Source organism: Pandoraea cepalis, assembly GCF_902459665.1.
In the GTDB taxonomy this organism is placed as follows: Bacteria; Pseudomonadota; Gammaproteobacteria; order Burkholderiales; family Burkholderiaceae; genus Pandoraea; species Pandoraea cepalis.
The window spans coordinates 1-24724 of sequence record NZ_CABPSL010000009.1 but is presented as its reverse complement, the minus strand read 5'-3'; the positions used below and the strand labels follow the sequence as shown (position 1 = coordinate 24724).

Genomic DNA, 24724 nt, shown 5'->3' with positions numbered 1-24724 from the left:
GAATTCAGAATCGTGAGGCGTAACTGTCGGGCGTGAAGCCCACGGAAACCTGGCCGTCGGCCACCAGCACCGGGCGCTTGATGAGCGATGGATTTTCGACCATCAGCGTGCGGGCCACCGACGTATCGGCCGCCGCCGCTTGTTGTTCCGGCGAGAGTTTGCGCCAGGTCGTGCCCTTGCGATTGAGCAGCGTGGCAAGCGGCACCTGGGCGAGCCAAGTGTCCAGCAGCGCGTCGTTCACGCCCGCTTTCTTGAAGTCGTGAAAGTCGTACGCCACGCCGTGCTCGTCGAGCCAGGTGCGCGCCTTCTTCACGGTGTCGCAGTTGGGAATGCCATACAGCACTGCCGTCATCGCCGAAACTCCTGGTGTCGCGATTGCAAAGATGCGCCGAAGCCCTCGCCGCCCAACCGGCGGCGAAGCCTCGGATGCCGCGTTGCCTTACTCGCCGCGCAGCAGGTCGTTGATGGCCGTCTTGGCGCGCGTTTGCGCATCGACCTTCTTCACGATCACGGCGCAGTACAGGCTGTACTTTCCGTCCTTCGAGGGCAGGTTGCCCGGCACCACGACCGAGCCGGCCGGCACGCGGCCATAATGCACTTCACCGGTTTCGCGATCGTAGATCTTGGTCGACTGCCCCAGATACACGCCCATGGAGATCACCGAGTTCTCTTCGACGATCACGCCTTCCACGACTTCCGAGCGGGCGCCGACGAAGCAGTTGTCTTCGATGATGACCGGGTTGGCCTGCAGCGGTTCGAGCACGCCGCCGATACCGACGCCGCCCGAGAGGTGAACGTTCTTGCCGATCTGGGCGCACGAACCGACGGTGGCCCAGGTGTCGACCATCGTGCCTTCGTCAACGTAGGCGCCGATGTTCGTGTACGACGGCATCAGCACCACGTTCTTGCCGATGAACGAGCCACGACGCGCCACGGCCGGCGGCACGACGCGGAAACCGCCGCGTGCGAAGTCGTCGGCGGTGTAGTTGGCGAACTTGCTCGGCACCTTGTCGTAGAACTGGCTGAAGCCGCCAGCCGGCATCACGACATTGTCTTCGAGGCGGAACGACAGCAGCACGGCCTTCTTGACCCATTGGTTCACGATCCAATGGCCGTCTTGCTTCTGGGCCACGCGCAGGGCGCCCTTGTCCAGTTCGGCGATGACGTGGGCGACGGCCTCACGCACCTCGGCAGGTGCCGACTTCGCCGAGATCTCGGCACGGTTGTCCCAGGCTTGGTCGATGGTGGTTTGCAGTTGTTGCGACATGGCGAGAATCGGTTGCAGTGAGAATTAAAGGGATTGGCAGAACTGCACGATGCGCTGGGCGCCTTCGGTGCATTCGTCCACATCGGCCACAAGGGCGATGCGCACATAGTTCTCGCCCGGGTTGGTGCCGTGCGCCGCGCGGCCCAGGTATGACCCGGGCAGGACGGCCACATTGTATTGCGCCAGCAACTGGCGCGTGAATTCCGTGTCGGACAGGCCGGTTTTCGTGTCGACCCGAGCCCACAGGTAGAAGCCCGCGTCTGGCAGACGCACGTCGAGCACGTCGGCGAGCATTGGCGTGACGGTCTGGAACTTCTTCAGGTACTTGCTGCGGTTCAGGCGCACGTGGGCTTCATCGTTCCACGCTGCAACGCTCGCCGCTTGCACGGCCGGACTCATCGCGCAGCCGTGGTACGTGCGGTACAGCAGGAATTTCTTGAGGACGGCGGCGTCGCCCGCCACGAACCCCGAGCGCATGCCCGGCACGTTCGAGCGCTTCGACAGGCTCGAGAACACGACCAGACGGTCGAAGCCCCGACCCAGTCGATGCGCCGCCGCCAGGGCGCCCAGTGGCGCATGTTCTTCGTCGAAGTAGATCTCGGAATAACACTCGTCGGACGCAATCACAAAGCCGAATTCGTCGGAGAGGTCGAACAGGCGTTTCCAGTCGGCAAGGCTCAGCACGGCGCCGGTCGGATTGCCCGGCGAGCAGAGATAGACAAGTTGGACGTCGCGCCAGACGTCGGCCGGCACGGCGTCGTAGTCCGGGGCGAAATTACGCGCGGGATCGCTGTCGACGTAATAGGGCGTCGCGCCGGCGAGCAACGTGGCGCCTTCGTAGATCTGGTAGAACGGGTTCGGACACACCACGCGCGCGCCGGGCTTGCTGCCGTCGACGACCGCCTGGGCGAACGAAAAGAGCGCCTCGCGCGAGCCCGTGACCGGCAGAACTTCCGTGGCCGGATTCACGTTGGGCAGTGCGTACCGGCGCTCCAGCCACTCGGCGATCGCCGCGCGCAGCGGCTCGCCGCCCGCGGTGGCCGGATAGTTCGAGAGGCCGCCCAGCCCATCGATCAGGGCTTCCTTGATGAACTGCGGCGTCGGGTGCTTGGGTTCCCCGATGCCGAAGCTGATGGCCTTGTACGCGCTGGCAGGCGTGATGTCCGCCACCAACGACTTCAGGCGTTCAAAGGGGTAGGGCTGGAGCTTGTCGAGTAATGGGTTCACGAGAATTCAAACAGACTCAGGGCTAGGGTTCGCGCTGCCGAGCAAGGCAACTTTCGAGGGCAATCCGGCGCCGTGCGGGCCGGCCGGCTGGGCGTTGCGCCGCGCCGCCGCGCGGCACGACGAGCGCTTTCCGGGGCCGGACTGGCAGGGCGCAGGCCACACAGGGCGGCGGTATCGTTCGTAACAACGCGCGAAGGACGGTTCCCGAACGCGCTAAAGAATGGCAAGATCGGCAAAGCGAAAATTATACCGTTATGGCGCGCACAAAGCGCGACCGCTGCGTAATTCAGCCTATTCCGAGGCGCCGATGGGGCAAGCCCAGGGAATAACTCAGATTTTTCAGGAGTCAACAGCATGACCGTAGCCGGTAACGGCGCGCACGGCCCGGCGTCGACGGCGAGCGCGTCGCGGCGCGCTCGGGCGGCACCTGCCCTGGCCATTCTTATGGGGTCGTCGGTGTGGGGGCTGGCCTGGTTTCCCTATCGCATGCTAGCCCAGTGGGGCGTGGGGGCGGTCCCCGCCCAGATCGGCACCGCATGCGTCGCGCTGCTGTTGCTCACGCTCGTATATCGCCGCTCGCTCGGCACGCTGCGGTGGTCGTGGCTGCTCGCGGGGGTGGCGTTCGCCGGCGGCGCGACCAACGTCGCGTTTGTCTGGGGCACGACGCACGGACATGTGATGCGTGTCCTGCTGCTGTTCTACCTGACGCCGGTCTGGACGGCGCTGTTCGCCCACTGGCTGCTGGGCGAGCGCGTCGGTGTGCGCGGCGTGGGGCTGATCGCGCTGGCGCTCGGTGGGGCGGGGCTGATGCTCTGGTCGCCCGCGCTGGGCTGGCCGCTGCCCAACAACCCCGGCGAATGGGCGGGCGCCATTGCCGGGGCGGCCTTTGCACTCAATAACGTGCTGCTGCGGCGCGTCAGTCAGGCGATGCCTGACGTGCGTGCCGAAATGCGTAGTTGGACGCTGTATCTTGGCTGCGTGGTCGGCGGGTTGCTGGTGTTGCCGTTCGATGGCGGGGCCGACACGGGGCGCGCTGCCGTCTCGGCGCTCACGTCGGGTACGGCCGCCGCTGCCGTGGCGCTCGCCTTGGGCTGCGCGATTGCGCTGACCAATGTCGTGGTGCAGTTCGGGTTGGCCCAGGTGCCCGCCAATCAGGCGGCGCTCATCATGCTCTTCGAGATCGTGGTGGCGGCGATGTCGTCCTGGTGGCTGGCGAACGAAGGGCTGGGCGTGCGCGACATCGCGGGTGGACTGTGCATTGTGGCCGCCGGCGTGCTGTCAGGCATTTTGCCGGATTCCGGGCGTTGTAAATGCGCGACGGCGAGGGATGCGATGGTATGATGCGAACCGATGTCATATCGATGTCAGCGGCCAGTGCGCAGCAGTGCGCGCAAGGCCCGTCAGGACCAGCTAAGCGCGTCTGCGTCTTTCCCATCATTCCATGACCGATAAAGCGAACCTGCCGTGCGTCTGACCTCCATCAAACTCGCCGGCTTCAAGTCCTTCGTCGATCCGACGAACTTCGCGGTGCCTGGCCAACTGGTCGGGATCGTTGGCCCCAACGGGTGCGGCAAATCCAACATCATCGACGCCGTGCGCTGGGTGCTCGGTGAGTCGCGCGCCTCGGAACTGCGCGGCGAATCGATGCAGGACGTGATTTTCAACGGGTCGACCGCCCGCAAGCAGGCGAGCCGCGCCAGCGTCGAACTCGTGTTCGACAACAGCGCCGGGCGCGCCGCCGGGCAGTGGAGCCAGTACGCCGACATCGCGGTTAAGCGCGTGCTCACGCGCGATGGCACCTCCAGCTACTACATCAACAACCTGCCGGCCCGCCGGCGGGACATCCAGGACATCTTCCTCGGTACCGGCCTCGGGCCGCGCGCCTACGCCATCATCGGACAGGGGATGATCTCGCGCATCATCGAGGCCAAGCCGGAAGAGTTGCGCGTGTTCCTCGAAGAAGCTGCGGGCGTCTCCAAGTACAAGGAGCGTCGTCGCGAGACCGAGAACCGCCTGCAGGACACGCGCGAGAACCTCACGCGCGTCGAAGACATTCTGCGCGAACTCGGCAGTAATCTCGAAAAGCTGGAATCGCAGGCCGTGGTGGCCAATCGGTACAAGGACTTGCATCGCGACGGCGAAGAAAAGCAGCAGTTGCTGTGGCTGCTGCGCAAGAACGAAGCCCAGAACGAACAAGAACGTCAACAGCGCGCGATCGAATCGGCGCAGGTCGATCTCGAAGCGCAGATGGCGCGTCTGCGCGGCTCCGAATCGGATCTCGAAACGCTGCGCGCCGCCCATTACACGGCCACCGATGCCGTTCAGGCCGCGCAAAGCGCCATGTACGAGGCGAATTCGGAGGTCAGCCGGCTGGAAGCCGAGATCCGCTACGTCGTCGAGTCGCGCAACCGCGTGCAGGCGCAACTGGCCGCGCTCACTTCGCAGCGCGAGCAATGGCAGGCGCGCTCGGCGCAGTCGGAAGAGGCCCTGGCGCTCGCGGAAGAAGAACTCATCATCGCCGAAGAGCGCGCGGCCACGGCGCAGGATCAGGCGGCCGATCAGAACGACGCGTTGCCGGCGCTGGAAGCCGGCTGGCGCGACGCGCAGACGCTGCTCAACGAGCAACGCAGCGAGATTTCGCAGGTCGAGCAGAGTCTGAAACTCGAAGCGGCGCACCAGCGCAATGCCGATCAGGCGTTGCAGCAGTTGCAGCAGCGTCAGGAGCGTCTGCAAGGCGAGGCGCGCGGGCTCGACAAGCCCGACGAAGCCGAACTGGAGATGCAGCGCGCCGATCTTGCCGAACATCAGGCGATGCTCGAAGACGCGCAGGCCGAACTCGCCGATGCGCAGGAGCGGCTGCCGCGACTCGAAGCCGAGCGTGCCGAGGCGCAGGCGCGGGTGCAGTCCGAAGCCGCGTCCATTGCGCAGCTCGAAGCGCGCCTCACCGCACTCAAGCAACTTCAGGAGAGTGTGCAGACGGAGGGCAAGGTGCAGCCGTGGCTCGACAAGCACGAGCTGGCGCAATTGCCGCGTCTATGGAAGAAACTGCACATTGAGCCGGGCTGGGAAAACGCCCTTGAATCGGTGCTGCGCGAGCGTCTCGCCGCCCTGGAAATCAGCAATCTCGAGTGGGTGAAGGCGTTTGCGAGCGATGCGCCGCCGGCCAAGCTGGCGTTCTATTCGCCGCCACCAGCCGCGCGTGCGCTCGACGCCCCGGCGTCGCTGCGCCCGCTGCTTTCGTTGCTGCGCATCGACGATCCTGGCCTTCGTGCCGTGCTGCAGGAATGGCTCGGCCACGTGTTCGTCGCCGACGATCTCGCGCAGGCGATGGTCGCCCGGGCGCAACTGCCGGAGGGCGCGTCGCTCGTCGTCAAGGCGGGGCACCAGGTCACGCGCGTGGGTGTGCAGCTGTATGCCGCCGACTCCGAGCAGGCTGGCTTGCTCGCGCGTCAGCAGGAAATCGAGAACCTGGGCAAGCAACTGCGCGCGCAGGTGTTGCTGTCGGACGAAGCCAAGGCCGCCGCCGTGCGGGCGGAGGCTGCCTACAGCCAGGCGGCCCAGTCGCTCAGCGAGGTGCGCGGGCGTGCCGAGCGCGCCACCCAGCGTGTGCATGCGCTGCAGATGGACGTGCTCAAGCTCACGCAAGCCTATGAGCGCTTCAACGCCCGCAGCACGCAGATCGACGAAGAGCTGCGTGAAATCGCCGCGCAGATCGAGGAGCAACTGGCGCTGCGCGCCGAATCGGAGGCGAACTTCGAGCAGAGCGACGCGCGTCTGGCCGAATTGCAGGCGACGTTCGAAGACGGTCAGCTCGAGTTTGAATCGCTCGACAGCCGGCTCTCGGATGCCCGCAACCGTGCGCGCGAGTTGGAGCGTCTGGCGCAGGAAGCGGCGTTCGGTCAAAAGGGGATTTCAAGCAAGATCGACGAGCACCGCCGCAGTATCCAGACGGCGCTCGAGCAGGCCGAACGTTTGGTGGTGTCGATCGAGCAGGCACAGGCCGAACTCACGCAGATCACCGAACAGACGGTCGAGAACGGTTTGCAGGACGCGCTTGAACTCCGCGCGCAGAAGGAAGAGATTCTCGGGGCCGCACGCATCGAACTCGAGGCGCTCACGCACAAGTTGCGTCAGAGCGACGAAGAGCGGCTGGCGGCGGAGCGCGGGCTGCAACCGCTGCGCGACCGGATCACGGAATTCCAGTTGAAGGAGCAGGCGGCACGCCTGAACCGAGAGCAGTTTGTCGAGCAACTGACGGCGGCCGAGGTCGACGAGGAGGCACTCGCCGTCAAGCTGACGCCCGATATGAAGCCGTCGTACCTGCAAGGCGAAGTCACCCGCATCAACAACGCGATCAACGCGTTGGGTCCGGTCAACATGGCCGCGCTGGAAGAGTTGGAGACGGCGCGTGAGCGCAAGGTCTTCCTCGACGCACAGTCGGCCGACCTGAACGACGCCATCGACACCCTCGAAGGCGCAATTCGCAAAATCGACGAAGAGACGCGGGTGATGCTCCAGGGCACATTCGACGAAGTGAACAAGCATTTCGGCGAACTGTTCCCGCTGCTGTTCGGCGGCGGACAAGCCAAGCTCATCATGACCGGCGACGAAATCCTCGACGCTGGCGTACAAGTCATGGCGCAACCGCCGGGCAAGAAGAACTCCACGATTCATCTGCTGTCGGGGGGAGAGAAGGCGCTCACGGCCATTGCACTGGTGTTCGGCATGTTCCAGCTCAATCCGGCACCGTTCTGTTTGCTCGACGAGGTGGACGCGCCGCTGGACGATGCCAACACCGAGCGCTACGCCAAGATGGTGGCGCGCATGTCGGACCGCACCCAATTCGTATTTATTTCGCATAACAAAATCGCGATGGAAATGGCCAATCAGCTCATCGGCGTCACCATGCAGGAACAAGGGGTGTCGCGGATCGTCGCGGTGGACATGGAGTCGGCGATCAATCTGGCCGAGATCGTCTGAGCCCGCGCCCACGATGGAGAAGAGAGAGGAACGCCGCGCATGAATGAACTGCAGCTCAGCTTGATTGGCGCAGGGGTAGTGGTACTGCTGGGAGTCGTGGCCTATAACGCCTGGCAGGGCAGCAAGGCACGCGCACGAATACCGCGTCGCATGCCGGTCGACGGTGCCGGCATCGATGCGACGGCCGGCGTGCCGGATGCCGACGACGACCGTCCGTTCATCGAACCGACGCTTTCGCCGCCCCGGGTGCCGGCACAGTCGAGCGAGCGCCGTGAGCCCACACTGGGGCCAGTGGTGGCGGCCGGCAGTTCGGTGCAGGATGCTTTCGCGATCAACGAGGATGCCTGGGATGCGCCGCCGGCGTCGCGCAAGCGCGCCGCGCAGGACGCCGCCGCCCATGCCGCCCGCCCCGAGGAACCCGTGACTGCCACGGCCGACACGGCGGTGGAGGCCGACGACGGCGCTCTCGACAGGCAAGCGCAGGCCCGCGACGCGCAGGAAGCGGCGGCCGCGAGCGCGGTCGCACGCTTTGACGCGGAACTGGCGGCCGATGACACCGTGGACGCTGCGGCAGCCGGTTCGGTCGCCACGGTGGCCGGGGCGCCCGAGCTCGCCAACGTCGACACCCACGAACCCGTTGCAAACGCCGAGGCAGTCGCGACGGCGGCTGCCACGCCCGAGGCAGCGGCTGCGACCGTGGTGCCCGTGGCGGCACCGCCGGCTGCGCCGAGCGGTCCGCCGCCGGTCATCGACGAGCGCATCGACTGCGTCGTTGCGCTGCCGTTGGCCAATGTGATCGCGGCGGAGCGTTTGATGCCGCTGACGGTACGCATGCGCCGCGCGGGCAGCAAACCCGTCAACATCGAGGGCCGTGCCGACGAGCATTCGCCGTGGGAGTTGATTCGCTCCGGCGGGCGCTACCACCAGTTGCGCATGGCTGTACAGTTGGCCAACCGCGCGGGCGCCCTGAATGAGGTCGAGTTCTCCGAGTTTTCGAATCTCGTGCAGACGCTCGCCGATGCGGCTGACGCGTTGCCCGAATTGCCCGACATGGTGGAGACGGTCGCCCGCGGCCGCGAACTCGACAGCTTTGCCGCGCAATGCGATGCCCAACTGTCGGTGAACGTGCTTTCGGACGGCGCGCCGTGGTCGGCCAACTACGTGCAGGCGGTCGCCACGCAAGACGGGCTGCTGCTCTCACGCGACGGCATGCGGTTCGTCAAGCTCGATGCACGCCAGAATCCGGTGTTCATGCTGCAGTTCGGCGACACCAACTTTCTGCGTGACGACCTGACCTACAAGGGCGGCGATCTGATCACGATGCTGCTCGATGTGCCGGTGGCCGACGAGGACCTGCTGCCGTTCCGTCTGATGTGCGATTACGCACGTTCGATCGGACAACGCATTGGGGGCCGCGTGGTGGACGATCAGCGTCGACCGCTCTCCGATGCTGCGCTGCAAAACGTCGACAAGCAATTGCTCAAGCTCTACGAACGTCTCGAGGCGCGCGGTTTGCCGGCGGGCTCGCCCGTCACGCGCCGCCTGTTCAGCCAGTAATTTCGAACCGAAGCGCGGCAGACGACGACCCGTCGGATGCCGCGTTCGACGCACGCCGTTCACCGTCGGGTGAGCGGCGTTTTTTGTTCCAATCGATGGATGAAAGCGATCGACAACGCGCAGTTGCGTACGTCGAAGGCATAATGTCCTGACTTCCCGTCTCCCGAGTCTGCTTGCATGTCCCAAACTTCTGTTCCGGGTCAGGGCGCGAACGCCCCTACCGCTACCGATGCATCGCCCGCCACCCGCCGCGCGGCCGAGTTGCGTGCCGAGTTGGTGCGTCACAACCGCGCGTACTACGAAGAGGATGCGCCGCTGATTCCGGATGCCGAGTACGACCGCCTGTTTGCCGAACTGGTCGCGCTCGAGACGAGTCATCCCGAATTGAAGCGTCCCGATTCGCCCACGCAACGTGTGGGTGGCAAGCCGGTGGAAGGGTTCGCGCAGGTCGTGCATCGCGTGCCGATGCTCTCGCTGAACAACGGCTTTGCCGACGAGGATGTTGAAGCGTTCGATCGTCGTGTGTCGGATGGACTGCGCGATGGCGGAGCACCCACCGGCGATCTGTTCGGCGCGCCCGTCGAATATGCGGCCGAGCTGAAGTTTGACGGGCTCGCGATCGCTTTGCGCTATGAACGCGGGGTGCTCGTGCAGGCAGCCACGCGTGGCGACGGCACGACGGGCGAGGAGGTCACCGCGAACATCCGCACGATCAAGACGATTCCGCTGCGCCTGAAGACCGATAACCCGCCCGAAGTGCTCGAGGTGCGGGGTGAAGTGCTGATGTTCCGGGCCGACTTCGACAAGCTCAATCGGGCGCAGGAAGCGGCGCACGAGAAGGTGTTCGTCAATCCGCGCAACGCGGCGGCGGGCAGTCTGCGACAGCTCGATTCGAGGATTACGGCGAGGCGTCCGTTGTCGTTCTTTGCTTACGGGGTGGGGGAGCTGGTGGGTGTCCCGATGCCGGAGACGCACTCGGCATTGCTCGACTGGTATGTCACGCTCGGAATTCCGGTTAACGAGCGGCGCGAAGTCGTGCGGGGCGCACAGGGGTTGCTGGCGTTCTACCGCGCGGTGGGAGAGGCGCGTGAGACGCTGCCTTACGACATCGATGGCGTCGTCTACAAGGTCAACCGTCGCGACGAGCAGGATCGGCTTGGATTTGTCTCACGCGCCCCGCGCTTCGCGCTGGCGCACAAGTTTCCGGCGCAGGAGGCGCTGACGACGTTGCTCGACATCGAAGTGCAGGTGGGGCGAACCGGGGCAATTACGCCGGTGGCGCGGCTCTCGCCCGTCTTTGTCGGCGGAGCGACCGTCACGAATGCTACGCTGCACAACGAAGACGAGATTCGCCGCAAGGACGTGATGATTGGCGATACGGTGATCGTGCGCCGGGCGGGCGATGTGATTCCGGAAGTCGTCGGATCGGTGCTCGAGCGTCGACCGGACGATGCAAGAGCGTTCGTCATGCCGACGGCGTGCCCGGTGTGCGGATCGGCCATCGAGAAACTGCCCGACGAGGTGATCGCGCGATGCACGGGCGGCTTGATTTGCGCGGCGCAGCGCAAGCAGGCGTTGCTGCACTTCGCCCAGCGTCGGGCGCTCGACATCGAGGGGCTTGGCGACAAGCTCGTGGAGCAACTGGTTGACCAGCACATCATTCGCACGCCTGCGGATCTGTTCAAACTGGGCGTGGCGAAGCTTGCCGCGCTTGACCGGATGGCCGACAAGTCGGCGTCCAATCTCGTGGCGGCGCTGGAGACGGCCCGTCACACGACGCTGGCGCGGTTCATCTTCGCGTTGGGTATTCGCCATGTGGGCGAGGCGACGGCGAAGGATCTCGCGCGTCATTTTGGCAAGCTCGACAATGTGATGGCGGCGAGCACCGAGGAATTGCTGGCCGTGCCCGACGTCGGACCGATTGTGGCCCAATCCATCGCCAATTTCTTTGGCGAACCGCATAATGTCGAAGTGATTGAGCAACTGCGGGCGGCGGGCGTGACCTGGGTGGAATCTGAGCCGGCGGCTGCGGCACCGCTGCCGCTGGCCGGCAAGACCTTCGTGCTCACAGGCACGCTGCCGACGCTCTCGCGCGACGAGGCGAAAGCCATGCTGGAGGAGCGGGGGGCAAAGGTTGCCGGCTCGGTTTCTGCGAAAACCGACTACGTGGTCGCGGGCGCAGAAGCTGGCAGCAAGTTGGCGAAGGCCGAGGCACTGGGTGTGCCCGTGCTGGACGAAGACGCTATGCGGGCGATGTTGGCCGCGCTTTGATGGGAGGATCCAATCGATGATTCGCGACATCCTGAAGATGGGCGATCCGCGCCTGCTGCGCATCGCCAAACCCGTGGAACATTTCGACACGCCCGAGTTGCGGGAGCTGGTCGCCGACATGTTCGACACCATGAAGCACGCAAACGGCGCGGGACTGGCGGCGCCGCAGATCGGCGTTGATCTGCAGGTGGTGATCTTCGGCTTCGAGCATAACGAGCGCTACCCGGACGCGCCCGAAGTGCCTGAAACCGTGCTCATCAATCCCGTCATCACGCCGCTCACGCAGGACATGGAAGAGGGCTGGGAAGGCTGCTTGTCGGTGCCGGGGCTGCGCGGCATGGTCAATCGTTATTCGATGCTGCGCTATGAGGGGGTCGACCAGTATGGCCGAGCGATCGACCGCGTGGCTGAGGGCTTTCACGCCCGGGTCGTTCAACACGAGTGCGACCACCTGATCGGCAAGCTCTACCCGATGCGCATTACCGACTTCAGCAAGTTTGGATTTACCGAGATTCTCTTTCCGGGACTGGATCCCAAGAGCGACGACTGACGTGGGGACGAGGCGGCACCGCGTTAACCTGATACGCGGCAATTGGCTGATCTTGCCGAGCGTCTGGACCGGATCGCGGGCCAGTCCGATAATGCCCTCGCCTGAAAGACAAAACCCCATGCTCCGAAAAACATGGGGTTCGTCTGAACGCTGAGCCCGCCTCGATGGCGGGCTTTTTCATGGGCTATGTCGTCGCTGACTCAGAAGCCTTCGCCGGCGCGCAGATAGCGCCACTCACCAACGGGCAGGTTGCCCAGCGTGATGCGTCCCATGCGAACGCGCTTGAGGCCGGTCACATGCAGGCCGACCAGTTCGCACATCCGGCGGATCTGGCGTTTCTTGCCTTCCTTGAGCACGAAGCGCAGTTGCTCCGGGTTCTGCCACTCGACCTGTGCGGGTTTGAGCGGTTGATCGTCGAGTTCCAGGCCGTGACGCAGCAGGGCCAGACGGTCTGTCGGGAAATGCGCCTGAACGTTCTCGACATGCTCGTTATACGAGACGCGCACGAGGTACTCCTTCTCGATATCCGAATCTTCCCCGATCAGTTGCTTGGCAATGCGACCGTCTTGCGTCAGGACGAGCAGGCCGGTCGAGTCGATGTCGAGGCGTCCGGCGGGCGCGAGACTGCGTAGATGCGACGGCGAGAAGCGCACGCCGGCATCGTCCTCGGTCCAGTGATGCTCGCGCGTGACCAGCACGACAGCGGGCTCGTAGCCGTCTTCTGCCTGTGCGGAGACGTAGCCCACGGGCTTGTGCAGCAGAATCGTCATGCGGTTGGCCTGCTCCTTGTGCGCAGCCTGCACGACGGTGATGTCCTGGGTCGGCAGGATCTTCGTGCCGAGTTCGGTCACGACCTTGCCGTCGACGCGAACCCAGCCCTTGGCGATCCACTCGTCGGCTTCGCGACGCGAACACAGGCCGAGCTCAGACATGCGCTTGGACAGGCGCAGCGACCCAGCGGCGTCGTGATGGACCTTGATGTCGTCATCGGCATCGCGCGCGACGCGCGCGGGGCGTGCCGGCCGTGCAGTCCGCGCGTCACGATCGTCGCGGGCGAAGCGGCCGCCGGGCGCGCCTTCGCCACGGGAACCGCCTTCGGTAGCACGACGCGGGCGGTCTTCGTCAAAACGGCGGGGGGCACGGTCGTCGGGTCCCCGTTTAGCCGGACGGGCGAAATCGCCACGGGCGCCACCTTCGGCGGCACGACGGGGACGATCTTCTTCAAAACGGCGCGGGGCGCGGTCGTCGGGTCCCCGTTTGGCCGGGCGGGCGAAATCGCCACGGGCGCCACCTTCGGCGGCACGACGCGGACGATCTTCGTCAAAACGGCGCGGGGCGCGGTCGTCGGGTCCCCGTTTGGCCGGACGGGCGAAATCGCCACGGGCGCCACCTTCGGCGGCACGACGCGGACGATCTTCGTCAAAACGGCGCGGGGCGCGGTCGTCGGGTCCCCGTTTGGCCGGGCGGGCGAAATCGCCACGGGCGCCACCTTCGGCAGCGCGACGTGGACGCGATTCGTCGTCAAGTCGTGCCGGACGCGCGCCAGCAACGCGCTCGCGTTGGCCACGTGCGGGCGGACGTTCGCCCGTCGAACGCTTTTCGTACGGCGTTGTGCTGCCGGCCGCAGGTTTGCGTGGCGCGGCGGCACTTCCGGCCGGGCGACGTGTACCCGCCGGCGTAGCCGCATTGTCCACCGGACGCGGTCGTGCCGGTTTCGCGGCCGGCTTCTTCTTTGCGCCGCTCGCGTCGAGCATCGACGCGGGCACGGCTTTGGTCGGACGGCTCAGCGCGCCGGACGAACGCACCGGAGCGCGAGTCTTGTCGAGAGTGCGGGGATGTTTGGCGCTCAGTTTGGTGCGCGGGGTATCGCTCATGATTCCAATGCTTCGAGTAATTCGGTCTCGACGGCGATTTGCAGACGACTGTCCTGCAAACGGCTGCCATCGAGCAGGAACGTGTCTTCGACACGCTCGCCGAGGGTGTTGATGCGGGCGGTACGCACGCTTACGCCGTGACGCGCAAGCACGCGAGCGACCGCGTACAGCAGACCGGTGCGGTCGTTGGCCGACACCGATAGCAAGTAGTACTGACCGCGATCGTCGGGTCGCAAATCGACGCGCGGCGTGACCGGGAAACTGCGCGAGCGTCGCGGCAGCCGGCCTTTGCTGGGCTCTGCCAGCGGCTCGACACGCGTGAGCAGCGACACCAGTTCGCTCTCCACCAGATTGATGATGTCGCGATAGCTCGTGTCCAGACCCGGGTCGGTCAGCAGAAAGCTGTCCAGGGCAAAGCCGTGGCTGGTCGTGTGTACCTTTGCGTCGAGAATCGATAGCCCTTTGCGCTCGAAATAGCCGCAAATGCGCGCGAACAGATCGAGCTGGTCGCGCACGTAGACCATCACCTGCAGCCCTTCGCCGATCGGTGAGGGACGTGCCTTGACAATGGGGGTCGCGCTGCCCACGTGCCGCCAAAGATGGCGCGTCTGCCATGCGACGTCGGCCGGATCGTTGCGCAGGAAGTAGGCGACGTCCAGCGTGCTCCAGAGCGCCTCCTGCGCGCGCTCCGGCACGGTGTAAAGGCGCAGCAGCCCGAGGGCCTCTTCCTTGCGCGTTTTGAGCTGTGAACGCGGATCCGGATTGGCGCCGCCCAGCACCTGCAACGTCAGCCGGTACAGGTCTTCCAGCAGCTTGCCCTTCCAGGCGTTCCATACCTTCGGGCTGGTGCCGCGAATATCGGCGACCGTCAGTAGATACAGTGCCGTCAGGCGCCGCTCATTCCCCACTTTCGCCGCAAAGCGGCGGATGACCTCGGGGTCGGTGGTGTCCTGCTTCTGCGCCACCGTGCTCATCGTCAGATGCTCACCCACCAGCCAGACGATCAGATCCGTGTCCTCCTTGTCGATGCCGTGACGGGTGCAGAAACGTCGGGCATCGGCCATGCCGAGTGTGGAGTGATCGCCGCCGCGACCCTTCGCAATGTCGTGAAACAAGGCCGCGACCGTCAGCGCCCAAGGTCGGTCGAAGTTCGCGATCAACTGGCTGCAGAACGGGTACTCGTGCGCGTGCTCCGCCACGGCGAAACGGCGGATGTTGCGCACGACCATCAGGATGTGCTGGTCGACGGTGTAGACGTGGTACAGGTCGTGCTGCATCTGGCCGACCACGCGACGAAAGTTGATCAGATAGCGGCCGAGCACGCTCGTCTGGTTCATCAGGCGCAAGGCGTGGGTAATGCCCTGTGGCTGCTGGAGAATGCCGAGAAACGTGCTGCGATTCTCGGGGTCGGCGCGCCACTGCGCGTTCATCAGTTCGCGAGCGTTGTACAGCGCCCGCAGCGTGCGCGCCGAGAGCCCCTTCACACCGACGACCTGTTCGTAAAGCAGGAATGTCTCGAGGATCGCGTTCGGGTGACGCTGGTACAACTCGTCGTCCACGATTTCGATCATCCCTTGCTTCTCGACGAAACGCTCGTTGATCACCCGCGTGACCCCGCTGGTTTGCGGGAACAGGCGCGCTTCGACGTTGAGCAGCAGCACCGTATTGAGTTGCGAGACGGCTTTGGCGGCCCAGTAGTAGCGCCGCATGAGCTGCTCGCTGGCCCGCTTGGTGGGGGTGGCGTCGAAGCCGAGACTTTGCGCGAGCGACGTTTGCATGTCGAATACGAGCACGTCCTGACGCCGTCGCGCCAATAAGTGCAGCCGTGCGCGCAGGCCCTTGAGGAATTGCTCGTTGCGGCGCAGCTCCTTGAGCTCGCGATCGGTCAGCAGTTCCCGCGCGAACAGTTCCGCCCAGCTGTTGCCGAGGCCGGCGGCCTTCGTCATCCAGAGAATGACCTGCAGGTCGCGCAGTCCGCCGGGGCTTTCCTTGCAGTTGGGTTCAAGGCTGTACGGGGTGTCCTGATACTTGGCGTGACGCTGGCGGATCTCCAGCTGTTTGCTGCGGAAAAACGCTCGCGGATCGAGATCGGCGGAGAAGCGCCGCTCGAAGTCGTCGAAGAGCGCCGCATTGCCGGTGAGCAGGCGGGCTTCGAGCAGGCTGGTTTGTACCGTGACGTCGGCATGGGCTTCGGTGATGCACTCGTCGACCGTGCGGACCGACGATCCGATCTCGAGCCCGATATCCCACAGGAAGCCGATAAACGGCTCCACGTGCGAGGTGAGCACCTGCGCGTCGGCGTCCGCGTGGAGCAGGAGAATGTCGACGTCCGAGTGCGGGTACAGTTCGCCGCGCCCGTAGCCGCCCACGGCGACGAGCGCGAAACCATCGGGCATTTCGCACTCGTCCCACGCGTCGCGCATGGCTTGATCGACCGCCTGGCATAAGCCATGCAGAAGCACGTCGATCTTGCCATGTGTGGAAAAGCGGTCGACGAGTTCGGCCTTGCGGTCCTTGAGGGCCTGACGTAGCGGAGACGGGGCGTGCGCACGCGCGTGCATGGCGGCTTCCTGGTGGTGAAAGTAACGAGTCAGGCCGGGCGGCCGCCGCGGTGACAGGCGGCCGGACTTCAGTGGCTCAGGTAGCGGTGGCGAACGATGTCACGTACGACGAACCGGGCGGCGGCGGTGGCGTCAGGGCGGAGTGCGTGAGCACCTCGTGGCCCGTTGGCGTCACGAGCACCGTGTGCTCCCATTGCGCCGACAGACTGCGATCGCGCGTCTTGACCGTCCATTGATCGGGCATCGTCCGAATCTCGCGCTTGCCCGCGTTGATCATCGGCTCGATGGTAAAGATCATGCCCGCCTGCAACTCGAGGCCGGTGCCCTGGCGACCGTAATGCACGATCTGCGGGTCCTCGTGGAATACCTGGCCGATGCCGTGGCCACAGTATTCGCGTACCACGCTATATCCCTGGGCTTCGGCATGCGTCTGGATGGCGTGGCCAATATCGCCCAGATGCGCGCCCGGGCGGACCTGGTTGATGCCGAGCCACATGCATTCATACGTCACCTGCGCCAAACGCTTCGCCAGGATCGAACCTTCGCCGACGATGAACATGCGGCTGGTATCGCCGAAGTAGCCATCCTTGATGACGGTGATGTCGATGTTCAGGGCGTCGCCATTCTTGAGCGTTTTGTCGCCGGGAATGCCGTGACAGATCACGTCGTTGACCGAGATGCAGGTGGCCTTGGGGTAGGGCGGATAACCGGGCGGTTGATAGTTCAGCGGTGCCGGCACGGTGCCCTGCTCCTTGAGCATGTATTCGTGGCAAAGCCGGTCGAGTTCCCCGGTCGTGACGCCGGCGCGCACATGCGGCGTAATGAAATCGAGCACCTCGCTGGCCAGTCGGCAGGCGACGCGCATCATTTCAATATCGTGGGCATTCTTGAGGGTGATGGCCATTGCTGAATCGGAGAGATTGCGTAAACAGTGCCGCATTATCGCACCAACGGACGGTTTTCGCCCCGTCCGGCTTGGATTTCGGAGCGTTCCGACGAGGAATTTCCAAGGTTCCTGACGCAGCGCTCGGCCGCGCGGTGAACCGTCCGGAGCGCCGCGCAGATCGGGCGTTTCCGACTTGTCATCACAAGTTCACGCGTCGCTTGAGTGCAGGTGGGCTCCGATGCTATAATCTCGGGCTAAGTCGAGGACGAATTGCTAATAAACCCAAGGGTTTTCCCTTGTGTTTCAACGGTCTTCGCCGGGTTTTCAGGGGTGTTTTTGCCCCAGTGTGGTGCCGATCGGCGCCGCATCCGGCGGATTGCGGGGTGGCGGTGTCGATCGTCGGCTTGGAAATTTTGAAATCGCGGGCCGGCGCACCCAGGGTGCCCGATCTTCGCAGACGGGTCATGCAAAGCTGTGTGGCAGTCTGGCGAAACGGGTACGGCAGCCGGTCTAAGACCTAACCCTCACGGAGAATCACATGTCTGTCACTATGCGTCAGATGCTGGAAGCGGGCGTCCACTTTGGTCACCAAACCCGTTTCTGGAACCCCAAGATGGCCCCCTATATCTTCGGCCATCGCAACAAGATTCACATCATCAACCTCGAAAAGACGTTGCCGATGTACCAGGACGCACTGAAGTATGTGCGTCAACTGGCAGCAAACCGCGGCACGATCCTGTTCGTGGGTACGAAGCGTCAAGCGCGTGACATCGTGGCGGAAGCCGCGGGTCGCGCCGGCATGCCTTACGTCAACAACCGTTGGCTGGGCGGCATGCTGACGAACTTCAAGACGCTGAAGTCGTCGATCAAGAAGCTCAAGGACATGGAGCAGGCCCTGGAAGCCGGCGAGCAAGAGCGCATGAGCAAGAAGGAAGCGCTGCTGTTCGATCGCGAAATGGCCAAGCTGCAGAAGTCGATCGGTGGCGTGAAGGATATGGGCGGCATGCCCGACGCCATTTTCGTCGTCGACGTCGGCTACCACAAGATCGCCATCACGGAAGCCAACAAGCTGGGCATTCCGGTGATCGCCGTGGTCGACACGAACCACTCGCCGGAAGGTGTGGATTACATCATCCCGGGTAACGACGACTCGAGCAAGGCTGTCGAACTGTACGTGCAAGGCGTTGCCGACGCTGTCCTCGAAGGCCGTGCAAACGCCGTCAAGGAAGTCGTGGAAGCCGTTCGCGGCGATGGTAACGACGAGTTCGTCGAAGTGAACGAAGAGGCGTAAGCGGCCGCCGCTGCGTAACAAAAGGGGCTGCTGGTGGCGCCCCTTTTTTTTAGTCCGATTTTCCCGCGTCGGGTGCGCGGGGCGCCACGGGGCGGGCAGCGAGGCCGTCCGGACGCCATCCACTCCCGACTGATTCGATATACAGGAGTAACGATATGCCGGCAATTACTGCAGCAATGGTGGGCGAACTGCGCGCCAAGACCGATGCGCCGATGATGGAATGCAAGAAGGCGCTGACCGAAGCCGATGGCGACATGGTCCGTGCTGAAGAAATCCTGCGTGTCAAGCTGGGCAGCAAGGCCAGCAAGGCCGCCAGCCGTATCACCGCCGAAGGCGTGATCGCCGCCTACATCGACGGCGGCAAGGGTGCCGTGGTCGAAATCAACTGCGAAACCGACTTCGTCTCGAAGAACGACGACTTCCTGAAGTTCGCCAACGACGTGGCCAAGCTGGTCGCCGAGCACAACCCGGCCGACGTGGCGGCACTGTCGGCGCTGCCGCTCGACGGCAAGACCGTTGAGCAAGTGCGTGCGGACCTGATCGGCAAGATCGGCGAAAACATGACCATTCGTCGCTTCCAGCGCTATGACACGGCGGGCAAGCTGGCGGCTTACCTGCACGGCACGCGTATCGGTGTGGTCGTCGAGTATGACGGCGCTGACGCCGAAGTCGGCAAGAACGTCGCCATGCACATCGCCGCAATGAAGCCGGTGGCCGTGTCGGGCGATCAGGTCTCGCCGGAACTGATCGAGAAGGAGCGCAAGGTCGCTGCCGAGAAGGCTGCCGAGTCGGGCAAGCCGGCCGAGATCGTGGCCAAGATGGTGGAAGGCAGCGTGCAGAAGTTCCTCAAGGAAGTCTCGCTGTTCAACCAGGCTTACGTGAAGGACGACAAGTCGAGCGTCGAGCAGATGCTCAAGGCCAACAACACCACGGTGAAGGCTTTCACCATGTTCGTGGTCGGCGAAGGCATCGAGAAGAAGCAGGACGACTTCGCGGCGGAAGTGGCGGCGCAAGTGGCTGCGGCCAAGCAGTCGTAATTCGCGCAGTACCGCAGTATCCGGGGGCGGCGGTGCCGTCCCCGTTGTTTCATCCAGAATACCCAACAGTGCCCGACCAGACTTCTTAAGGACCGCCATGTCTACTCCTTACAAACGCGTACTTCTCAAGCTCTCTGGTGAAGCCCTCATGGGTGACGATGCATTCGGCATCAACCGCGCGACCATCGAACGGATGGTTGACGACATTGCCGAGGTCGTTCGCCTGGGCACGCAACTGGCCGTCGTGATCGGCGGCGGTAATATTTTCCGGGGCGTGGCAGGCGGTGCCGCGGGTATGGACCGTGCAACGGCCGACTACATGGGCATGCTGGCCACGATGATGAATGCCCTGGCGCTGCAGGATGCCATGCGCCATGCGGGTATCGAAGCGCGTGTGCAGTCCGCGCTGCGCATGGATCAGGTGGTCGAGCCCTACATCCGCCCGCGTGCGATCCGTCAGCTCGAAGAGGGCAAAGTCGTGATTTTCGCCGCGGGCACCGGCAACCCGTTCTTTACGACCGACACGGCAGCGGCGCTGCGCGGTTCGGAAGTCGGCGCCGAAGTGGTCCTCAAGGCGACCAAGGTCGACGGCGTATACTCCGCAGACCCCAAGAAAGATCCCAACGCGGTAAAGTATTCGACCATCAGCTTCGACGAGGCGATCTCCAAGCACCTGCAGGTCATGGACGCGACGGCTTTCGCGCTGTGCCGCGACCAGAAGATGCCGGTGCGAGTCTTCTCGATTGTGAAGCCGGGCGCGCTCAAGCACGTCATTCTCGGCGAAGACGAGGGAACGCTCGTCCACGTTTGAGTTCAAATTGCGGCGTCGGCGTGCATGGGCGCGCCGACGCCGTATTATTTACGTTTGCGTAACAATTCAAGGTTTGGAGGTTGTCATGAGCGTTGCTGACGTCAAGAAAAGTGTCGAGCAAAAGATGAAAAGCTCGATCGAGTCGTTCAAGAACAACCTGGCGAAGATTCGTACCGGTCGTGCGCACGTCGGCCTGCTCGATCACGTTCAGGTGGACTACTACGGCTCGATGGTGCCCATCTCCCAGGTCGCCAACGTGAACCTCGTGGATAGCCGTACGATCGGCGTGCAACCGTGGGAAAAGAAGATGGTTGGCGTGGTCGAGAAGGCCATCCGCGAATCGGATCTGGGTCTGAACCCGGCCACGCAAGGCGATCTGATTCGTGTGCCGATGCCGATGCCGACCGAAGAGCGCCGTCGCGAGCTGACCAAGCTGGTCAAGTCGGAAGGCGAAGCCGCCAAGGTCGCCGTGCGTAACCTGCGCCGCGATGCCAACGAGCAGCTCAAGAAGCTGGTCAAGGACAAGGAAGCGTCGGAAGACGACGAGCGCCGTGGCAGCGACGAAGTGCAGAAGCTCACGGACAAGTTTGTCGCCGAGATCGACGAACTGGTCAAGCAGAAGGACGCCGAGATCATGACGGTCTGAGTGCCCCGGCACTCACCGCAAGACCTCCGCTGACTTTCGCGCTCGACTCCCGCACCGTACCTCAATGGGTTTTCTCAGCTCTACGCGCTCCGTTCCCAAGACAGAGAGCATTCCTCGCCACGTTGCTATCGTCATGGATGGCAATGGGCGTTGGGCTACCCGTCGCAAGTTGCCTCGCGTTGCGGGCCACAAGCGTGGCGTCGATGCCGTGCGAGAGGCCGTGACGGCCTGCGCCGAAATCGGCGTCGAGTATCTGACGCTGTTCGCGTTCAGTTCCGAGAACTGGCGCCGTCCGCAGGACGAGGTGTCGACGCTGATGCAGCTTTTCATTCTTGCGCTCGAGCGTGAAGTCGGGAAGCTGCACAGCAACGGTATTCGCCTTCGCGTCATTGGCGCGCTCGACGCGTTCGAGCCGCGCATTCAGGAACTGGTCAGGCGTGCGGAAGCCCGCACGCAGGACAACACGGGCCTCACGCTGACCATTGCCGCCAACTACGGCGGGCGATGGGACATTTTGCAGGCGGCCCAGAAGCTTGCCGCCGCGCGTGTGGCGGCCGGTGGTGCCGCGGCGCTCGACGCGTCGTTCACCGAGGACGATCTCGCGCCTTACCTGAGCATGGCCTACGCGCCGGAGCCGGATCTCTTCATTCGCACCGGTGGCGATCAACGCATCAGTAATTTTCTGTTGTGGCAACTGGCGTACACTGAGTTGTATTTCACCGAAGAATTCTGGCCGGACTTCAACGCCAATACCCTCAAACGGGCCGTCGCCGAGTTTCAGCAGCGCGAGCGCCGTTTCGGCCGTACCAGCGCGCAAGTCCAGAGCCCTCCGGGACATTCCGCCTGATGCTCAAGACACGCGTCATTACCGCTGTCGTACTTCTCGCCATTCTTTTGCCTGTGATCTTCGTCGGTACGCCGGCGCAGTTCGCATTACTTGCCGCAGTGATCGTGGCCGCCGCCGGCTGGGAATGGGGGCGGCTCGTCGGTCTGAATGGCACGGGCGCCGTCTTCTATGGGGCGCTCGCCCTCCTGGGGGTGGGCCTGACATGGGCGGGCGGCTGGATGCTCTCGTCAATCTGGCTCAAGCCCGCGGCCATCTTTTGGGTGCTCGCGGGACCCTACACGCTCGCCCGCAAGCCGGCGACGCGAGGGGCATGGCGCGGTTTGTTGCTGGTCGCCGGCCCGGTGTTGCTGATCGCGGCATGGCAGGCGCTGTGTCTGGCGCGTGATCGCGGCGTGGCATTCCTGCTCTCGGTGCTCGTGATCGTCTGGCTTGCCGACACGGGCGCGTATTTCGCCGGCCGTGCGTTTGGCCGTCGCAAGCTCGCGCCGTCGATCAGTCCCGGCAAGTCCTGGGAAGGGGCGATCGGCGGGTGGCTGCTGGTGCTCGTGGTCGCTGCCGGGGTTCTCGCGAGCGGCTTGCAGGCGCCAACCCTCGTTTCTCATTTCGCCGGCACGCAAGGTCTGGCACTGGGCGCATTGGCGCTGACGGTGCTGGTGGCTTTCTCCGTCGTGGGCGATCTGTTCGAATCTCAACTCAAACGGCAGGCCGGCGTGAAGGATTCCAGCGCGCTGCTTCCCGGCCACGGGGGCGTGCTCGATCGAATCGACGCGTTGCTCCCGGTGCTCCCGCTGGCTTTGCTCTTCGTCTGATCATGTCGCAACGACTCTCCATTCTTGGCTCCACCGGTTCCATTGGCGTTAGCACGCTCGATGTGGTGGGGCGTCATCCCGGCCGCTTCTCCGTCTACGCGTTGTCGGCGCACCGTAACCTGGATCGCCTGTTCGAGCAGTGCGTCACGCATCGCCCAGCAGTGGCGGTGGTGGCCGACGCCGACGGTGCCCGCTCGCTGGCGGCGCGTCTGGCTGACGCCGGTCTGAAGATCGACGTGACCTACGGTCCGCAGGCGCTCGTCGAGATCGCGCAAGCGGCCGAGGCCACGATGGTCGTTGCGGCGATCGTCGGTGCCGCGGGACTGCAGTCGACACTCGCCGCCGCGCGCGCCGGCAAGCGCATTCTGCTGGCGAACAAGGAGTCGCTGGTGCTCTCCGGTGCCCTGTTCATGGCGACGGCCGAACGCGCCGGGGCGACGTTGTTGCCGCTCGACAGCGAGCACAACGCCATCTTCCAATGCCTGCCGCAAGTGGCCGGCGAGAACCGCGTGTCGACGCGCGGCGTTGAAAAACTGGTGTTGACCGCGTCGGGCGGGCCATTCCGCGAGCGCGAGCTGGCGTCGCTCGAGAACGTGACGCCCGACGAGGCGTGCGCGCACCCGAACTGGGTGATGGGCCGCAAGATTTCGGTCGACTCCGCCAGCATGATGAACAAGGGCCTCGAAGTCATCGAGGCGCATTGGTTGTTCAATATGCCGCCCGAGAAGATCGAGGTGTTGATCCATCCGCAGAGCGTGATTCACTCGATGGTGACGTACACGGACGGCTCGACGCTCGCGCAACTCGGCAATCCGGACATGCGCACGCCCATCGCCCATGCGCTGGCGTTCCCGGATCGGGTGACGTCGGGCGTGGCGAGCCTCAATCTTGCCGACATCGGCAAGCTGACTTTCGAAGCGCCGGATTTGCGCCGTTTTCCGTGCCTGCGTCTGGCATTCGACGCGCTGCATCGCGGCGGTACGGCGGGCGCGCTGCTCAATGCGGCCAACGAGATCGCCGTGGCCGCCTTCCTTGAAGGCCGCATTCGCTTTACGGCCATCGGCCAGGTGGTCGAGCAGGTGCTCGACGCGGTTGCCGTCGGTGAGGCGACGTCGCTCGACGTCGTGCTCGACGCCGATCGCCGCGCGCGCGAACTGGCGACGGCCATCGTCGCCAAACTGCCGGCCCGGGCGTCGTCCTGACGCCTGACCCTATGTCGTAACGCCTTCGCGCCCCCATTCGCTCATGACTCTGTTGACCACGTTGCTTGCGTTTGCCGTCGCCATTGGCGTGCTGGTGGTATTCCATGAGTTGGGGCATTACTCGGTCGCGCGGCTGTGCGGCGTCAAGGTTCTGCGTTTTTCGGTCGGGTTCGGCACGCCGCTGCTCAAGTGGACGATGGGGCGCGATCGTACGGAGTGGACGGTTTGCGCGCTGCCGCTGGGCGGGTACGTCCGAATGCTCGACGAGCGCGATGAAACCCAGGTCGTCGCCCCGGAGGATCGCGCGCGGGCCTTCAACCGCCAATCGGTCTATAAGCGATTTGCCATTGTGGCGGCCGGTCCGGTCGCGAACTTCCTTCTGGCGATCGCCCTGTACGCGGGCCTGAATCTCGCGGGCGTGACCGAACCCGTCGCGCGCATTGCACCGCCGGCGGCCGGTACGCTGGCCGCTCGCGCGGGGCTGTCCGGTGGCGAGTTGATTACCGGCGTTCGCGATAACGGGAAGAGTCCTGACGAAGCCGTCGGAGACGAGATGCCCGTTCGGTCCTGGGAAGACCTTCGCTGGCGCCTGGTCGATCCGATGATCGAAGGGCAGCGCGTGACGCTCGTGGCGCGTACCCGCGACGGGCGCGCTGAATACATGCTGGACGCGGCGGGTCAGCACTTCGACGCCGATGGCGAGCAGGACTTCATGCAGCGACTCGGTCTGACGCCGTCGGCGCGGGTCAAGGTGGGCCAGCTCCTGCCGGGTGGTGCGGCAGGGCCCGCTGGACTACGTGTCGGCGACGAGATCACGGCCGTCGACGGCAGTGGAGCGGCCCCACGTATCTGAGGACACAAGGACTCTCTTAAAATAACGGATAGTCTTGTGTCTATCAGTAAGCCTA

At 64.4% G+C, this 24724-nt stretch carries 19 protein-coding genes; 13 read left to right on the top strand and 6 right to left on the bottom strand.

Annotated elements, in window-relative coordinates; translation table 11 throughout:
- Window positions 1-4: 4 nt before the first annotated feature.
- The 3 genes from PCE31106_RS12930 to dapC all read right to left on the bottom strand — a co-directional run bounded on the left by PCE31106_RS12930 (window position 5) and on the right by dapC (window position 2494).
- Window positions 5-352: an ArsC family reductase gene (locus PCE31106_RS12930; protein WP_150563530.1), complete on the bottom strand. Its 348-nt coding sequence runs from the start codon at window positions 350-352 to the stop codon at window positions 5-7.
- 87 nt (window positions 353-439) lie between these two features.
- The gene (gene dapD, locus PCE31106_RS12925) at window positions 440-1267 is read right to left on the bottom strand and encodes a 2,3,4,5-tetrahydropyridine-2,6-dicarboxylate N-succinyltransferase (RefSeq protein WP_017234110.1); all 828 of its coding nucleotides are present in this window, start codon (window positions 1265-1267) and stop codon (window positions 440-442) included.
- 24 nt (window positions 1268-1291) lie between these two features.
- Window positions 1292-2494, bottom strand: coding sequence for a succinyldiaminopimelate transaminase (dapC, locus tag PCE31106_RS12920; protein ID WP_150563529.1), 1203 nt, complete (start codon window positions 2492-2494; stop codon window positions 1292-1294).
- A 354-nt stretch (window positions 2495-2848) separates the two neighbouring features.
- Between dapC and PCE31106_RS12915 the strand changes: the two genes are divergently transcribed.
- The 5 genes from PCE31106_RS12915 to def all read left to right on the top strand — a co-directional run bounded on the left by PCE31106_RS12915 (window position 2849) and on the right by def (window position 11852).
- Window positions 2849-3835, top strand: a complete 987-nt coding sequence (locus tag PCE31106_RS12915) for a DMT family transporter (RefSeq protein WP_150563528.1) — start codon at window positions 2849-2851, stop codon at window positions 3833-3835.
- 123 nt (window positions 3836-3958) lie between these two features.
- On the top strand, window positions 3959-7474 hold the full coding sequence (smc, locus tag PCE31106_RS12910; RefSeq protein WP_150563527.1) for a chromosome segregation protein SMC: 3516 nt from the start codon (window positions 3959-3961) through the stop codon (window positions 7472-7474).
- Window positions 7475-7513: 39 nt separating this feature from the next.
- Window positions 7514-9031 carry a cell division protein ZipA C-terminal FtsZ-binding domain-containing protein gene (locus PCE31106_RS12905; RefSeq protein ID WP_150563526.1) on the top strand — a complete coding sequence of 506 codons (1518 nt, stop codon included), beginning with the start codon at window positions 7514-7516 and terminating at the stop codon, window positions 9029-9031.
- A gap of 177 nt (window positions 9032-9208) precedes the next feature.
- On the top strand, window positions 9209-11302 hold the full coding sequence (ligA, locus tag PCE31106_RS12900; RefSeq protein WP_150563525.1) for an NAD-dependent DNA ligase LigA: 2094 nt from the start codon (window positions 9209-9211) through the stop codon (window positions 11300-11302).
- 16 nt (window positions 11303-11318) lie between these two features.
- Entirely contained in the window at window positions 11319-11852 is a 534-nt protein-coding gene (def, locus tag PCE31106_RS12895; protein ID WP_150563524.1) for a peptide deformylase, read from the top strand.
- A gap of 200 nt (window positions 11853-12052) precedes the next feature.
- On the opposite strand, the gene PCE31106_RS12890 is transcribed toward def, so the two are convergent.
- The 3 genes from PCE31106_RS12890 to map form a co-directional block, all read right to left on the bottom strand.
- Window positions 12053-13726, bottom strand: a complete 1674-nt coding sequence (locus PCE31106_RS12890; RefSeq protein ID WP_150563523.1) for a pseudouridine synthase — start codon at window positions 13724-13726, stop codon at window positions 12053-12055.
- A complete protein-coding gene (locus tag PCE31106_RS12885) occupies window positions 13723-16287 on the bottom strand; it encodes a [protein-PII] uridylyltransferase (RefSeq protein WP_150563522.1) in 2565 nt (854 codons plus the stop codon). The genes PCE31106_RS12890 and PCE31106_RS12885 overlap by 4 nt, the downstream gene beginning before the upstream one ends.
- Window positions 16288-16363: 76 nt before the next feature.
- Complete coding sequence (gene map / locus PCE31106_RS12880; RefSeq protein WP_150563521.1) at window positions 16364-17227, bottom strand: type I methionyl aminopeptidase; 864 nt, start codon at window positions 17225-17227, stop codon at window positions 16364-16366.
- 484 nt (window positions 17228-17711) lie between these two features.
- Between map and rpsB the strand changes: the two genes are divergently transcribed.
- The 8 genes from rpsB (at window position 17712) to rseP (ending at window position 24669) form a co-directional block, all read left to right on the top strand.
- Complete coding sequence (rpsB, locus tag PCE31106_RS12875) at window positions 17712-18464, top strand: 30S ribosomal protein S2 (RefSeq protein WP_020372913.1); 753 nt, start codon at window positions 17712-17714, stop codon at window positions 18462-18464.
- 155 nt (window positions 18465-18619) lie between these two features.
- On the top strand, window positions 18620-19501 hold the full coding sequence (tsf, locus tag PCE31106_RS12870) for a translation elongation factor Ts (RefSeq protein ID WP_026131985.1): 882 nt from the start codon (window positions 18620-18622) through the stop codon (window positions 19499-19501).
- A gap of 97 nt (window positions 19502-19598) precedes the next feature.
- Window positions 19599-20312: a UMP kinase gene (gene pyrH, locus PCE31106_RS12865; RefSeq protein ID WP_026131984.1), complete on the top strand. Its 714-nt coding sequence runs from the start codon at window positions 19599-19601 to the stop codon at window positions 20310-20312.
- Window positions 20313-20397: 85 nt separating this feature from the next.
- On the top strand, window positions 20398-20958 hold the full coding sequence (gene frr / locus PCE31106_RS12860) for a ribosome recycling factor (RefSeq protein ID WP_017234137.1): 561 nt from the start codon (window positions 20398-20400) through the stop codon (window positions 20956-20958).
- A gap of 64 nt (window positions 20959-21022) precedes the next feature.
- The gene (uppS, locus tag PCE31106_RS12855) at window positions 21023-21805 is read left to right on the top strand and encodes a polyprenyl diphosphate synthase (RefSeq protein ID WP_150553422.1); all 783 of its coding nucleotides are present in this window, start codon (window positions 21023-21025) and stop codon (window positions 21803-21805) included.
- Window positions 21805-22614 (top strand): phosphatidate cytidylyltransferase, encoded by an 810-nt coding sequence (locus PCE31106_RS12850; protein ID WP_150563520.1) that lies wholly within the window; start codon window positions 21805-21807, stop codon window positions 22612-22614. Before uppS ends, PCE31106_RS12850 begins: the two co-directional genes overlap by 1 nt.
- A gap of 2 nt (window positions 22615-22616) precedes the next feature.
- The gene (ispC, locus tag PCE31106_RS12845) at window positions 22617-23816 is read left to right on the top strand and encodes a 1-deoxy-D-xylulose-5-phosphate reductoisomerase (RefSeq protein ID WP_150563519.1); all 1200 of its coding nucleotides are present in this window, start codon (window positions 22617-22619) and stop codon (window positions 23814-23816) included.
- Between the two features lie 43 nt (window positions 23817-23859).
- Complete coding sequence (rseP, locus tag PCE31106_RS12840) at window positions 23860-24669, top strand: RIP metalloprotease RseP (RefSeq protein WP_150563518.1); 810 nt, start codon at window positions 23860-23862, stop codon at window positions 24667-24669.
- Window positions 24670-24724: the final 55 nt, after the last annotated feature.

Bases quoted from the DNA above. Each gene is read 5' to 3' on its own strand.
- uppS (WP_150553422.1), top strand. From the start codon at position 21,023: ATGGGTTTTCTCAGCTCTACGCGCTCCGTTCCCAAGACAGAGAGCATT.
- dapD (WP_017234110.1), bottom strand. From the start codon at position 1,267: ATGTCGCAACAACTGCAAACCACCATCGACCAAGCCTGGGACAACCGT.
- PCE31106_RS12915 (WP_150563528.1), top strand. From the start codon at position 2,849: ATGACCGTAGCCGGTAACGGCGCGCACGGCCCGGCGTCGACGGCGAGC.
- map (WP_150563521.1), bottom strand. From the start codon at position 17,227: ATGCGGCACTGTTTACGCAATCTCTCCGATTCAGCAATGGCCATCACC.
- ligA (WP_150563525.1), top strand. From the start codon at position 9,209: ATGTCCCAAACTTCTGTTCCGGGTCAGGGCGCGAACGCCCCTACCGCT.
- rseP (WP_150563518.1), top strand. From the start codon at position 23,860: ATGACTCTGTTGACCACGTTGCTTGCGTTTGCCGTCGCCATTGGCGTG.
- PCE31106_RS12930 (WP_150563530.1), bottom strand. From the start codon at position 352: ATGACGGCAGTGCTGTATGGCATTCCCAACTGCGACACCGTGAAGAAG.
- tsf (WP_026131985.1), top strand. From the start codon at position 18,620: ATGCCGGCAATTACTGCAGCAATGGTGGGCGAACTGCGCGCCAAGACC.
- pyrH (WP_026131984.1), top strand. From the start codon at position 19,599: ATGTCTACTCCTTACAAACGCGTACTTCTCAAGCTCTCTGGTGAAGCC.
- frr (WP_017234137.1), top strand. From the start codon at position 20,398: ATGAGCGTTGCTGACGTCAAGAAAAGTGTCGAGCAAAAGATGAAAAGC.
- PCE31106_RS12885 (WP_150563522.1), bottom strand. From the start codon at position 16,287: ATGCACGCGCGTGCGCACGCCCCGTCTCCGCTACGTCAGGCCCTCAAG.
- PCE31106_RS12890 (WP_150563523.1), bottom strand. From the start codon at position 13,726: ATGAGCGATACCCCGCGCACCAAACTGAGCGCCAAACATCCCCGCACT.
- PCE31106_RS12905 (WP_150563526.1), top strand. From the start codon at position 7,514: ATGAATGAACTGCAGCTCAGCTTGATTGGCGCAGGGGTAGTGGTACTG.
- PCE31106_RS12850 (WP_150563520.1), top strand. From the start codon at position 21,805: ATGCTCAAGACACGCGTCATTACCGCTGTCGTACTTCTCGCCATTCTT.
- ispC (WP_150563519.1), top strand. From the start codon at position 22,617: ATGTCGCAACGACTCTCCATTCTTGGCTCCACCGGTTCCATTGGCGTT.
- def (WP_150563524.1), top strand. From the start codon at position 11,319: ATGATTCGCGACATCCTGAAGATGGGCGATCCGCGCCTGCTGCGCATC.
- rpsB (WP_020372913.1), top strand. From the start codon at position 17,712: ATGTCTGTCACTATGCGTCAGATGCTGGAAGCGGGCGTCCACTTTGGT.